The organism is Stenotrophomonas sp. AG209 (assembly GCF_003550055.1).
Classification (GTDB): Bacteria; Pseudomonadota; Gammaproteobacteria; order Xanthomonadales; family Xanthomonadaceae; genus Stenotrophomonas.
Genome location: NZ_QXDB01000005.1, coordinates 1 through 12,012, shown reverse-complemented (window position 1 = coordinate 12,012; position 12,012 = coordinate 1). Strand labels below are relative to the sequence as shown.

The 12,012-nt window shown below is 65.9% G+C and carries 14 protein-coding genes; 12 read left to right on the top strand and 2 right to left on the bottom strand.

Features of this window, described 5'->3' with window-relative positions; genetic code table 11:
- Positions 1–60: 60 nt before the first annotated feature.
- Together DFO63_RS18950 and DFO63_RS18945 are read right to left on the bottom strand one after the other, a co-directional pair.
- Complete coding sequence (locus DFO63_RS18950) at positions 61–1,293, bottom strand: porin (protein ID WP_014036551.1); 1,233 nt, start codon at positions 1,291–1,293, stop codon at positions 61–63.
- Positions 1,294–1,432: 139 nt separating this feature from the next.
- Entirely contained in the window at positions 1,433–1,636 is a 204-nt protein-coding gene (locus DFO63_RS18945; protein ID WP_119007588.1) for a hypothetical protein, read from the bottom strand.
- A gap of 197 nt (positions 1,637–1,833) precedes the next feature.
- Between DFO63_RS18945 and pstS (DFO63_RS18940) the strand changes: the two genes are divergently transcribed.
- From pstS (DFO63_RS18940) to DFO63_RS18885, 12 genes are all read left to right on the top strand, one after another.
- Positions 1,834–2,850, top strand: a complete 1,017-nt coding sequence (gene pstS, locus DFO63_RS18940; protein ID WP_014036550.1) for a phosphate ABC transporter substrate-binding protein PstS — start codon at positions 1,834–1,836, stop codon at positions 2,848–2,850.
- A 592-nt stretch (positions 2,851–3,442) separates the two neighbouring features.
- Positions 3,443–4,531, top strand: coding sequence for a phosphate ABC transporter substrate-binding protein PstS (gene pstS, locus DFO63_RS18935; protein WP_075674896.1), 1,089 nt, complete (start codon positions 3,443–3,445; stop codon positions 4,529–4,531).
- A gap of 82 nt (positions 4,532–4,613) precedes the next feature.
- A complete protein-coding gene (pstC, locus tag DFO63_RS18930) occupies positions 4,614–5,582 on the top strand; it encodes a phosphate ABC transporter permease subunit PstC (RefSeq protein ID WP_008267250.1) in 969 nt (322 codons plus the stop codon).
- Positions 5,582–6,445 carry a phosphate ABC transporter permease PstA gene (gene pstA, locus DFO63_RS18925; RefSeq protein WP_006428262.1) on the top strand — a complete coding sequence of 288 codons (864 nt, stop codon included), beginning with the start codon at positions 5,582–5,584 and terminating at the stop codon, positions 6,443–6,445. Before pstC ends, pstA begins: the two co-directional genes overlap by 1 nt.
- A 19-nt stretch (positions 6,446–6,464) precedes the next feature.
- Entirely contained in the window at positions 6,465–7,295 is an 831-nt protein-coding gene (pstB, locus tag DFO63_RS18920) for a phosphate ABC transporter ATP-binding protein PstB (RefSeq protein ID WP_005408788.1), read from the top strand.
- Between the two features lie 65 nt (positions 7,296–7,360).
- A complete protein-coding gene (phoU, locus tag DFO63_RS18915; RefSeq protein ID WP_014036547.1) occupies positions 7,361–8,068 on the top strand; it encodes a phosphate signaling complex protein PhoU in 708 nt (235 codons plus the stop codon).
- Between the two features lie 237 nt (positions 8,069–8,305).
- Complete coding sequence (locus DFO63_RS18910) at positions 8,306–8,659, top strand: hypothetical protein (RefSeq protein ID WP_119007587.1); 354 nt, start codon at positions 8,306–8,308, stop codon at positions 8,657–8,659.
- Positions 8,646–9,521: a DUF692 domain-containing protein gene (locus DFO63_RS18905; RefSeq protein ID WP_119007586.1), complete on the top strand. Its 876-nt coding sequence runs from the start codon at positions 8,646–8,648 to the stop codon at positions 9,519–9,521. Before DFO63_RS18910 ends, DFO63_RS18905 begins: the two co-directional genes overlap by 14 nt.
- Positions 9,514–10,269, top strand: coding sequence for a putative DNA-binding domain-containing protein (locus DFO63_RS18900; protein WP_119007739.1), 756 nt, complete (start codon positions 9,514–9,516; stop codon positions 10,267–10,269). Before DFO63_RS18905 ends, DFO63_RS18900 begins: the two co-directional genes overlap by 8 nt.
- A 24-nt stretch (positions 10,270–10,293) precedes the next feature.
- Positions 10,294–10,815 carry a DoxX family protein gene (locus DFO63_RS18895; protein WP_119007585.1) on the top strand — a complete coding sequence of 174 codons (522 nt, stop codon included), beginning with the start codon at positions 10,294–10,296 and terminating at the stop codon, positions 10,813–10,815.
- A gap of 181 nt (positions 10,816–10,996) precedes the next feature.
- A complete protein-coding gene (rnt, locus tag DFO63_RS18890; RefSeq protein ID WP_005408782.1) occupies positions 10,997–11,581 on the top strand; it encodes a ribonuclease T in 585 nt (194 codons plus the stop codon).
- Positions 11,582–11,770: 189 nt separating this feature from the next.
- Positions 11,771–12,012 (top strand): transposase (locus tag DFO63_RS18885; protein ID WP_147416455.1); only part of this gene is annotated, 242 nt, incomplete at its 3' end.

The following is a 12,012-nucleotide window of genomic DNA, read 5'->3' as shown; positions in this document are numbered from 1 at the left end:
ACGAAGACGGCGGGCACAAGGCCCGCCGTCCGCGTGTATGGACAAGGTTGCTTCAGGAGATCAGAACGACAGGTCGCCCCAGACGCCGAATTCCTTGGTCTTGTCGTTCTTCTTGTCGCCAGCGTTGGCCAGGTGCGTGTACTTGTACACGGTCGACAGCTTGAGGTTCTTCATGACCGGGAACTCGACGCCGACGTTCCAGTACTTGTCGCTCAGGGTCGGGTCCAGGGTCTTGCTGACGTCGGTGTCATCGTAACGACCGAACACGTTGATGCCGCCGTCGGTCACGCGCACGCTGCCCCACACCGACCAGCCACTGGTCTTGTCGGTGGCAACGGTCAGCACGTTGTTGAGGTTCTTGGCCTGGAAGTACTCACCACCGACGCGGAAGTTGCTGTCGGCGTAGGCCACCATCGCGTTGGCGCGGGTGTAGGTGTTCTCGGCGCTCTGGATGTCGGTTTCCTTGCCCAGCTTGCCGCTGTAGCCGCCGACGGCGACCACGAAGTTCTCGTTCGGGGTGTAGGCCACGCGGCCTTCCACGTCCATGCCCTTGCTGCGGGTCGGATTCTTGTAACCGGCGCCGGACACCACCGAGACGGCGTAGTTGAAGTTGTTGCCCAGGTTGCCGAAGCCATGCAGGCCCCAGTCGGACGAGTTGCCGTACTTCAGGCGGTCGGTCAGGGTGTTCTCGACATAGCGCATGCCGTAGAACTTCTCGACGTACGGGATCCACGGCATGTCGGCGGCACCGACGCGCAGGTTGAAGGCCGGGTCGAAGCTGCCCTGCACGTAGGCCTTCTTGACGAACAGTTCGGTGTTGCCGATGGCCGAGCTGTACTGGAAGTCGGTGGTCAGGTTGGCCGACCAGATGTCGTTGAACTTGTGGTCGACGGTCAGGTAGAAGCGCTTGACGTCCAGACCGGTGCCGCTGGCGGCGGTGTCCTTGCCGTTGCTGGTCTTGTCGATGTTGGTCAGGTCGAAGAACATGCGACCGCCGATCTTGTTGTCATTGACCAGCTTGGCCAGCTTGTCGACGCTGGTCTGGGTCTTCTGCGCACCTTCCAGGGCCTGCGCCTGGGTGATGTTCACTTCGGACTGCGCGTCGGACTGCGCCTGCAGCGCCTGCGAATCGTTCTGCAACTGCTGGACCTGGGCCTGCAGCGCAGCGATCTGTGCCTGGAGCTGCTGCAGCTGTGCCTGGGATACGCCCGAGCTGGCGGGGGCTGCGAAGGCGTCGGCGGAAACCAGACCGAGGCTTGCAACGACCGCGGCGGCGAGCAAATGGGAACGCATTTTGGATTTCTCCAGAGGGTTGGAATGGCTTGGGCAGAACGCCACGCCGGCAGGCCGGTCAAGCGTTTTGCGAACGTTCCGTTAAAACCATGACAGCCGAATGACAGATTGAGCACCAACCACAGATTTCTTCGTGCGGTCATGCGTACGACTCATTTGCGGGCACATGCTTGTCGATCCCTTGCGGCATATGGCGTGCTGTATCCGCGCCGATACGCCAGCAGGTCGCCACACCGCCTTCGCCCGCCTCCCTGGTTTCGTGCGGATGACGCGGCATCGCTGCGGAATGCGCGGCCGCTGCGCCCGCCGGCACCATCACCGACATATAGAACGGCACCGGCATGCAACGTCTCGGTCGGTCCACGGTCGTGCCGGGATGAGCGCAGCCTTGGCGCGAAACCTTCACGCGCACGGCGGCGTGGCCGCCCGCCAGCGCTGTAACGGATGCGTCATACAACGGTCCCTGCGCTGTCATCGAACCGTTATGGAATGTGCGCCGGGCGGGTAACCCCGCATCCCAATCAACCCAGGAGCCACCCCGTGATCCACGCCTTCAAGTCGCGCGTTGCCGTTGCCGTCTTCGCAGCGTCGTCCGTGTTCGCCGCCAACGCCGCTGAAATCACCGGCGCGGGCGCCTCGTTCATCTACCCGGTGATGTCGAAGTGGTCGGCCGACTACAACGCTGCCACCAGCAACAAGGTCAACTACCAGTCGATCGGTTCCGGCGGCGGCATTGCGCAGATCAAGGCCAAGACCGTTGATTTCGGTTCGTCCGACGCCCCGCTGAAGCCGGAAGAACTGGCCGCTTCGGGCCTGGCCCAGTTCCCGTCGGTGATCGGCGGCGTGGTGCCGGTGGTCAACGTGGCCGGTATCGCCCCGGGCGCACTGAAGCTGGACGGCACCGTGCTGGCCAACATCTTCCTGGGCAAGATCAAGACCTGGAACGACCCGGCCATCGCCGCGCTGAACCCGGGCGTGACCCTGCCGAGCGCCAAGATCACCGTCGTGCACCGTTCGGATGGTTCGGGCACCACCTTCAACTTCGTCAACTACCTGTCCAAGGTCAGCCCGGAGTGGAAGAGCTCGGTCGGTGAAGGCACCTCGGTCCAGTGGCCGGCCGGCATCGGCGGCAAGGGCAACGAAGGCGTTGCTGCCTACGTGAAGCAGATCAAGGGCGGCATCGGCTACGTCGAACTGTCCTACGCACTGCAGAACAAGCTGTCGTACACCGCGATGAAGAATGCCGCCGGCAAGTTCGTGCAGCCGAGCGACGCTTCGTTCGCCGCCGCTGCCGCCAGCGCCGACTGGGCCAGCGCCAAGGACTTCTACCTGGTGATGACCAACGCCCCGGGCGCCGAGTCCTGGCCGATCACCGCCACCAACTTCATCCTGGTGCACAAGAAGCCGAAGAACGCTGCCAACGGCAAGGCCACCCAGGAGTTCTTCCGCTGGGTCTACAAGAGCGGCGACGCCCAGGCCCGCCAGCTGGACTACGTGCCGCTGCCGGACAGCCTGGTCCGCCAGATCGAGACCTACTGGTCGCAGAACCTGAAGTAAGCAAGCGCGTTCCCCCGCAGGAACGGGATCGGCGGGTCCTCTCTCCCCCGCCGATCCCACCCGGGCGCGAGATCCTCGAGATCTCGCGCTCTTCTTGTTTTTTTGGGGTTGGTCGTGAAGAGCGCTGCGCCTTCGCTGATCCGTCGGTGAGTCGGTGGGCCAGGACGTGCAGGACACGCCGTAAACCCCGCTCCGCGGTCCGGCCCAGCCGCTGGCGGCTGTGCGTTCGTGCGCTTGCGAGGCAGTGCCTCGCAGGCAAACCGCCCTCACCCATGGGGGCTCGGCCACGGCATCCATGCCGTGGACGGTCCTGCACGCCCTGGCCCACCGCCTCTCGACAGTTCATCGCGGGCGCGGCGGGGTCATGAAAGGCAGGAGCAAAGGCAAGAGCGTTTGTAGAGCCACGGCCGTCATATCGGTGCGCAGATCCGGGGTCTCCGGGCGCCTCCCGGACCGCGGCCAACCCCGTGAAACCCTTGTCAGAACGTGATCCAGGACACCTCTGTCATGGTCGTAATACGGCTGTAACAAAAACATCATTTCATAGCCGCATCCGCCGACGACGTCGGCTCTTCCCCGCTATGGAGTGACCATGAAACTGCACTCGGCCGGCCTTGCCGCCCTTTCCCTGGCCATCGCCCTGGGCCTGTCGGCCTGCGGTGGCGACAAGCAGGCCGCGCAGCAGCCGGCTGCCGACGGTGCCGCTGCCCCGGCCGCTGCCGGTGCCAAGGTGACCGCCGAAGTGTCCGGCGCGGGCGCGTCCTTCATCTTCCCGCTGGTCTCCAAGTGGTCGGCCGACTACAACGCCACCACCGGTGCCAAGATCAACTACCAGTCGATCGGCTCCGGCGGCGGCATCGCCCAGATCAAGGCCGGCACCGTCGACTTCGGCTCCTCCGACAAGCCGCTGAGCAGCGAAGAGCTGGCCCAGGCCGGCCTGGCCCAGTTCCCGTCCGCCATCGGCGGCGTGGTGCCGGTGGTCAACATCGAAGGCCTGGAAGGCGGCAAGCTGCGCCTGAGCGGCGCCCTGCTGGCCGACATCTTCCTGGGCAAGGTCAAGACCTGGAACGACCCGGCCATCGTCGCCGCCAACCCGGGCGTGAAGCTGCCTGACGGCAAGATCACCCTGGTCCACCGTTCGGACGGTTCGGGCACCACCTTCAACTTCTCCAACTACCTGTCCAAGGTCAGCCCGGAGTGGAAGACCAAGGTCGGCGAAGGCACCTCGGTGCAGTGGCCGGACGGCGTCGGTGGCAAGGGCAATGAAGGCGTTGCTTCGTACGTGAAGCAGATCAAGGGCTCGATCGGCTACGTCGAACTGGCCTACGCGCTGCAGAACGGCATGCCGTACACCGCCATGCAGAACGCCGCCGGCAACTGGGTCGAGCCGAGCGCGGAAACCTTCGCCGCCGCGGCCGCCAGCGCCGACTGGGCCAGCGCCAAGGACTTCAACCTGGTCATCACCAACGCCCCGGGCGAGCAGGCGTGGCCGATCACCGCCACCAACTTCATGCTGATGCAGAAGCAGCCGAAGGACGCCAAGCGCAACCAGGACACCCTGGCCTTCTTCAAGTGGGCCTTCGAGAACGGCCAGGCACAGGCCAACGAGCTGCACTACGTGCCGCTGCCGGCCGAACTGGTCAAGCAGATCGAGGCCTACTGGGCGACCGACCTGAAGTGATGGACACGACGGTGCCCGCCCCCAGCGGGCACCGCTTCTTCCACGCCGTGCCGCCCCGCCCCTTCCTGGCCCTGCCGTCCCCATGAATGCCATCGCCCAGCCTGTAGCCGCCCCGTCCACGCGTGATGCGCGTGATGCCCGCAACGACAAACTGTTCCGATGGGTGCTGGTCGGCACCGTCATCTTCGTCCTGATCGCCCTGGCCTGCGCCGCGCTGTCGATGCTGTGGGGCGGCCGCCATGCCCTGCAGATGCAGGGCCTTAGCTTCTTCTTCTCCGCCGACTGGAATCCGGTCGAAAACAAGTTCGGCGCCCTCGCCCCGATATACGGCACCCTGGTCACCGCGCTCATCGCGATGGTCATCGCCGTGCCGGTCAGCTTCGGCATCGCCTTCTTCCTGACCGAAGTCGCGCCGCGCTGGCTGCGTGGCCCGGTCGGTACCGCCATCGAACTGCTGGCCGGCATTCCCTCGATCATCTACGGCATGTGGGGCCTGTTCGTGCTGGTGCCGGTAATGACCGAGTACGTCACCCCGTTCCTCAACGAGACGCTGGGCGAATGGCCGATCATCGGCCCGATGTTCCAGGGTCCGCCGCTGGGCATCGGCATGCTCACCGCCGGTTTCGTGCTGGCCATCATGGTCATCCCGTTCATCTCCTCGGTGATGCGCGAAGTGTTCCTGACCGTGCCGACCCGCCTGAAGGAGTCGGCCTACGCGCTGGGCTCCACCAAGTGGGAAGTGAGCTGGGACATCGTCCTGCCCTACACCCGCTCGGCAGTGATCGGCGGCATCTTCCTCGGCCTCGGCCGCGCCCTGGGCGAGACGATGGCAGTGGCCTTCGTGATCGGCAACAGCGTGCGCCTGTCGCCGTCGCTGCTGGAACCGGGCACCACCATCGCCGCGCTGATCGCCAACGATTTCGGCGAAGCCACTGAAACCTACCGCTCGGCCCTGCTGCTGCTCGGCTTCGTCCTCTTCATCGTCACCTTCGTGGTGCTGGCCATCGCCCGCCTGATGCTGATGCGCCTGTCCCGCAAGGAGGGCAACTGATGTCCACCACCGCTGATTCGCTGTACCTGCGCCGCCGCATCGGCAACGTCGTTGCGATCACCGCGTCCTGTGCCACCGCCCTGTTCGGCCTGTTCTTCCTGGGCTGGATCCTGTTCACCCTGGCCTCCAAGGGCCTGGCCGGCATCAACCTGGATCTGTTCACCAAGATGACGCCGCCGCCGATGCAGGAAGGCGGTCTCGCCAACGCCTTCTTCGGCAGCGCGGTGATGTGTGCGCTGGCGATCGGCATCGGCACCCCGCTGGGCGTGCTGGCCGGCACCTGGCTGGCCGAGTACGGCAACGCCCGCAAGGCCGGCACCGTGGTCCGCTTCGTCAACGACATCCTGCTGTCGGCGCCGTCGATCGTGCTTGGCCTGTTCGTCTACACCCTGTACGTGATGCAGACCGGCGGCAACTTCTCGGCGTTCGCCGGTGCGCTGTCGCTGGCCTTCATCGTGCTGCCGGTGGTGGTGCGCACCACCGACGAAATGCTGCGCCTGGTGCCCTCGCAGATGCGCGAAGCGGCCCTGTCGCTGGGCATCCCGCAGTGGAAGGTGATCGTGCAGGTGCTGTACCGCAGTGCGTCGGCCGGCATCATCACCGGCATCCTGCTGGCCCTGGCCCGCATCTCCGGCGAGACCGCACCGCTGCTGTTCACTGCCTTCGGCAACCAGTACTGGAACAACAACATCTTCCAGCCGATGGCCTCGGTACCGGTGGTGATGAACCAGTTCGCCGGCAGCCCGTATGAATCCTGGCAGGTGCTGGCCTGGGCCGGTGCCCTGGTGCTCACCGTCTTCGTGTTGCTGGTCAGCCTTGCCGCCCGCGGCATCCTGCTGCGCAACCGTATCTCCCATGACTGACCTTTCCGTGGATAACGCCATGAACGACCTTTCCAACGCCGTGCCGATGCAGCGCATCGCCGTGCCGTCCTCGCACGAGAGCCTGCACACGCCGTCGCCGGTGAAGCTGGCTGCACGTGGACTGGACTTCTACTACGACAAGTTCCACGCCCTGAAGGGCATCAACCTGGAGATCCCGGAGAAGCGCGTGACCGCGCTGATCGGTCCCTCCGGTTGCGGCAAGTCGACCCTGCTGCGCATCTTCAACCGCATCTATGCGCTGTACCCGAAGCTGGAAGCGCGCGGTGAAGTGCTGCTGGACGGCGAGAACATCCTGTCGCCGAAGTACCCGATGAACCGCCTGCGCAGCAAGGTCGGCATGGTGTTCCAGAAGCCGGTGCCGTTCCCGATGACCATCTTCGAGAACGTGGCCTACGGCATCCGCCACCACGAGAAGCTGAGCAAGGCCGACATGGCCGACCGCGTCGAGCAGGCGCTGCGCCAGGGCGCGCTGTGGGATGAAGTGAAGGACAAGCTGGGGCAGAGCGCACTGGGCCTGTCCGGTGGCCAGCAGCAGCGCCTGTGCATCGCCCGTGCCGTGGCCCTGCGCCCGTCGGTGCTGCTGCTGGATGAGCCGACCTCGGCGCTGGATCCGATCTCGACCAGCCGCATCGAGCAGCTGGTGGAAGAGCTCAAGCACGAGTACACGATCGTGATCGTCACCCACAACATGCAGCAGGCTGCGCGCGTGTCCGACTACACCGCCTTCATGTACCTGGGCGACCTGATCGAGCACGACCGCACCGAAGTGATCTTCTCGCAGCCGTCGCAGCGGCAGACCGAGGACTACATCACCGGTCGCTTCGGCTGATCGACGCTGTTCCTTCGCCACATGTTCCAGCCAGGCATGGCCTGGCTCTACCCGGATTGCAGACCATGAACCTTCCCAACGACCACATCGTCAAGAGCTACGACGAAGAGCAGCAGCGCCTGGTGGCCGAAATCGTGCGCATGGGCGAAATGGCCGTCGCCCAGCTCGAAGCGGCGATGGACGTGATCGAGAAGCGCGACGAGAACGCTGCCCATCGCATCATTGCCAACGACGAAGCGATCGATGCGCTGGAGCAGCAGATCAGCCACGACGTGATGCGCCTGGCGCTGCGTGGCCCGATGGCGCGCGACCTGCGCGAGATCCTCGCCGGCCTGCGCATTCCGGCCGACATCGAGCGCATCGGTGACTATGCTGCCAACGTCGCCAAGCGCTCGATCGCGCTGGGCAAGGTGCCGCCGCTGCCGCAGATCCAGGGCCTGCGTGCGCTGGGCCGCCTGGCCGCGCAGCAGGTCCGCCGTGCCATTGCCGCCTACCGCGACAACGATGCCGACGCCGCGCTGGAACTGCGCGAGGACGACGCCCGCCTGGACGCGCAGTACACCGCGCTGTTCCGCGAGCTGCTGACCTACATGATGGAAGACCCGCGCAACATTACCCCGTGCACGCACCTGCTGTTCATGGCCAAGAACCTGGAGCGCGTGGGCGACCACGCCACCAACATCGCCGAGAACGTGTGGTTCCTGGTGCATGGCGAGCAGCCGCTGCCGCCGCGTGAAAAGCGCGACGAGACCTCCAGCACCGGCCAGCCCTGACGCTGCGCTGCAACACCGGAGTCGACTCCAAGGTGGCCGCTGTCCTGGTGACAGCGGCCTTCTTTTTTGGGGTGTTCCACCCGTATTGTGGCCGCCGGGCCTGCCCGGTGCAGACCTGCCGGATGCTTCTGTAACAAATCTCACGAAAATTTGAGTTCTTGGCGAGGATTCGTTGAGTAGGATCGCTGCACCATCGATTCACCCCGGGCACCTGCCCACCACCCAGGAGTAAGACCGATGAGCAGTTCCAACAAGACCCTGTCCCTGCTGACCGCTACCGCCCTGGCCGCCGGCCTGGGCATGACCGCCAGCGCCTCGGCGCTGAGCATGAGCGACCTCGCCCAGGGCTACCTGGTGGCCGGCCAGGCAGCCAAGGCCAGCACCGACGCCAAGGCCGCCGATACCAAGATGGCCGCCGACGCGACCAAGCACGCCGAAGGCAAGTGTGGTGCCGACGGCAAGAGCGGCGAAGGCAAATGCGGTGCCGAAAAGGGCAAGGCCGCCGGTGCAGCAGGTGCCAAGGCCAAGGCCGGCGACAAGAAGTCGGCGGAAGGCAAGTGCGGCGAAGGCAAGTGCGGTGGCAAGCACTGACGTCCGCGCCAGCGTCGTCCACCCGCGGTCGCCGCTTCGCGCGGCGGCCGCCGGGTTGGGCCTGCGCCGGGCGCTGCTGCAGGATCTGCATGACGCCCCGGCAGGCGACTTCGACTTCCTTGAATGTGCGCCGGAGAACTGGATCCATGTCGGCGGGCCTGCCGGTGATGCGCTGGCCGAACTGGCACACCGCCATCCGCTGAGCTGCCACGGCCTGTCGCTGTCGCTGGGCGGCAGTGCGCCACTGGATACCCAGCTGCTGGAACAGGTCGGCCGGTTCCTCGAGATGCATCGCGTCCCGCTGTACAGCGAGCACCTGAGCTACTGCAGCGACGACGGCCACCTGTACGACCTGCTGCCGATTCCCTTCACCGACGAAGCCGTGCGCCATACTGCGGCTCGCATCGCCCGCGTGCAGGACCTGCTCGGTCGCCGCATCGCGGTGGAGAACGTCTCCTACTACCTGGCACCGGAACCGGCCATGGACGAACTGGCCTTTACCAATGCGGTGCTCGCCGAAGCCGACTGCGACCTGCTGCTGGACGTCAACAACGTCTACGTCAACGCCTGCAACCACGGCTACGACGCCGATGCCTTCATCGCCGGGCTGCCCGCACAGCGCATCGTCTGCCTGCACGTGGCCGGGCACCTGGACGAAGCACCGGACCTGAAGATCGATACCCACGGCAGTGCGGTCATCGATCCGGTCTGGGCGCTGCTGGCACGGACCTATGCGCGCATCGGCGCGCGCCCGACCCTGCTCGAACGCGACTTCAATTTTCCGCCCTATGCAGAACTGCAGGGCGAGCTGCAGACCATCCGCCGCCTGCAGGCCACGCATGCCGGGGCTGCACATGGCTGATGCCGCCGATACCCTGCGCGCGCAGCAGCACGCATTCACCGCGCATCTGCGCGACCCGCAAGCAGTGCCTGCGCCGGCCGGCCTGGATCCACGCCGTTTGGCGGTGTACCAGCACCTGCTGTTCAACAACCTGCTCGGGCTCCTGAGCAACGGTTTCCCGGTCTGCGTTCGCCTGCTGGGCGAACCGGCCTGGAGCGCGCTGGTGCGCCACTACTTCGCCACCCATCGCTGCCAGACCCCCCTGTTCACCGAACTGGCCGCCGAGTTCGTGCAGTGGCTGCAGGCACAGCCGCAGCTGCCGCACCCGGCGCTGGCCGAGCTGGCGCACTACGAGTGGGTGGAAACCGCGCTGTATCAATTGCAGGCCGAGCCGCTTCCTGCCCCTGGCGATATCGATCCGCTGCGGGTGCCGCTGCAGCGTTCGCCGCTGGCATGGCCGCTGCTGTACCAATGGCCGGTGCACCGCCTCGGCGCAGAGGATGCACCGACCCAGCCGCCGCCCGAACCCACCGGCCTGCTGGTCCGCCGCGAAGCCGACGGTGACGTGCGATTCGCCGCGCTCAGCCCCTTGGCGGTGTACCTGCTGTCCAGCATCGGTGAACAGCCTGGGCTGGAAGGTCGTGCCTACCTGCACCAACTCGCCACCACGCATGGGCTGGCCGAAGACGCGCTGGCCGACCCCGGTGCCGCACTGCTGCGGCAATTCCTGCAGGCCGGCGTGATCGGCCCGCTCACAGCCCCGCCCTGACACCCCCTTCGCGGAGATCCCCTGATGAACCTTCCGACCCTGGCCGCCGCGCGCGGCCAGCTGGACCGTCTCGCCCCCTGGTTGGCCCCGCTCGGCCTGCGCCTGCTGCTGGCCTGGGAATTCTTCGAATCCGGCCGCGAGAAGCTGCGCGGCCAGAACTGGTTCGCCGACCTGCAGGACGCCTTTCCATTCCCGTTCGACCAGTTGCCGGCCGCCCTGAACTGGCAACTGGCGACCTGGTTCGAACTGGTCGGGGCGGCCTGCCTGCTGTTCGGTTTCGGCACCCGTTTCGCCGCCGCCAGCCTGCTGGTGCTGACCGTGGTGGCCACCTATGCGGTGCATTGGCCGATGGAGTGGAACTCGCTGGCCGACCTGGCCATGGGCTATGCGATCAGCGACCAGGGCTTCGGCAACTTCAAGCTGCCGGTGCTGTTCATGGCCATGCTGCTGCCGCTGATCTTCACCGGCGCCGGCAAGCTGAGTGTGGACGCGTGGTTGGCGCGGTGGTCTCCCTCGGCCACACCTGCGCGGCCAGCGATTCGGTAGATGCCGACCTTGGTCGGCGCGCACCGTGCCAACCAAGGTTGGCAGCTACCGGGTTCTACCACCCGTGCACCACGGGCCAGCCGGGCGCTCAGGATCGCTCTGCTAGAATTCACGCATGACTGACCCCACCCCCGCACCTGCCGCCGCTCCCGATTTCGCAGTCCCCCAGGCGCAGCGCGCGATGTCACAACGCTTCCGCGGCTTCCTGCCGGTGGTGGTGGATGTGGAAACCGGCGGCTTCGACAGCCAGCGCAACGCGCTGCTGGAAATCGCTGCGGTGCCGATCGAAATGGACGAGAACGGCCTGCTCTACCCTGGCCAGACCGCCAGTGCCCACGTAGTGCCGGCCGAAGGCCTGGAAATCGACCCGAAGTCGCTGGAAGTGACCGGCATCATCCTCGACCACCCGTTCCGGCTGGCCAAGGAAGAAAAGGCCGCGCTGGACCACATCTTCACCCCGGTGCGTGCGGCAATGAAGAAGTACGGCTGCCAGCGCGCGATCCTGGTCGGCCACAACGCCCATTTCGACCTCGGCTTCGTCAACGCTGCAGTGGCCCGCACCGGCCACAAGCGCAACCCGTTCCATCCGTTCAGCGTGTTCGACACGGTCACCCTGGCCGGTATCGCCTACGGGCAGACCGTGCTGGCGCGTGCGGCCACCGCCGCCGGGCTGGGGTGGGATGCGAATGAAGCGCATAGCGCGGTGTATGACACCGAACAGACCGCGCGCTTGTTCTGCACGATCGCCAACGCCTGGCCGCGATAAGGCAGCCAACGGCGGAGCCCCTCGTGGCGGGAAGCGAATCATCGGTTGGGCCGGGCAAGGTGGGTTCGCGGGGGACGCCGTGAACCCGTCCCTGGGGGCTTAGCCGCGCCATCCATGGCGCGGATTGATCTGGCCCCCCGTCCGCGCACGCCAAGAAGCGATACTTTGATCGCACTTGGAGGTCCCCTTATGTCCCGTATCACCCGTCGTAGCTACACCGATGAGTTCAAGCACCAAGCCGTGGAGTTGGCCGAGTCGCTCGGGCCTGCCGCAGCGGCCCGTCAGCTGGAGATGTCGGTCAAGACGCTGGCAAATTGGCTTGACGCGGTCCGTGCTGGCCGGTCGTTGACCTCTGAGGCCCGCAGGCCGGCCACTGACCTGGAAAGCGAGATCAGCCGCCTTCGGGCCGAGAACGCCAATCTGAAGATGGA

Excerpts from the sequence above, each read along its gene's own strand:
- DFO63_RS18950 (WP_014036551.1), bottom strand. The coding sequence starts at position 1,293 with ATGCGTTCCCATTTGCTCGCCGCCGCGGTCGTTGCAAGCCTCGGTCTG.
- DFO63_RS18945 (WP_119007588.1), bottom strand. The coding sequence starts at position 1,636 with ATGCCGGTGCCGTTCTATATGTCGGTGATGGTGCCGGCGGGCGCAGCG.
- pstS (WP_075674896.1), top strand. The coding sequence starts at position 3,443 with ATGAAACTGCACTCGGCCGGCCTTGCCGCCCTTTCCCTGGCCATCGCC.
- pstC (WP_008267250.1), top strand. The coding sequence starts at position 4,614 with ATGAATGCCATCGCCCAGCCTGTAGCCGCCCCGTCCACGCGTGATGCG.
- pstA (WP_006428262.1), top strand. The coding sequence starts at position 5,582 with ATGTCCACCACCGCTGATTCGCTGTACCTGCGCCGCCGCATCGGCAAC.
- pstB (WP_005408788.1), top strand. The coding sequence starts at position 6,465 with ATGAACGACCTTTCCAACGCCGTGCCGATGCAGCGCATCGCCGTGCCG.
- phoU (WP_014036547.1), top strand. The coding sequence starts at position 7,361 with ATGAACCTTCCCAACGACCACATCGTCAAGAGCTACGACGAAGAGCAG.
- DFO63_RS18910 (WP_119007587.1), top strand. The coding sequence starts at position 8,306 with ATGAGCAGTTCCAACAAGACCCTGTCCCTGCTGACCGCTACCGCCCTG.
- DFO63_RS18900 (WP_119007739.1), top strand. The coding sequence starts at position 9,514 with ATGGCTGATGCCGCCGATACCCTGCGCGCGCAGCAGCACGCATTCACC.
- DFO63_RS18895 (WP_119007585.1), top strand. The coding sequence starts at position 10,294 with ATGAACCTTCCGACCCTGGCCGCCGCGCGCGGCCAGCTGGACCGTCTC.
- rnt (WP_005408782.1), top strand. The coding sequence starts at position 10,997 with ATGTCACAACGCTTCCGCGGCTTCCTGCCGGTGGTGGTGGATGTGGAA.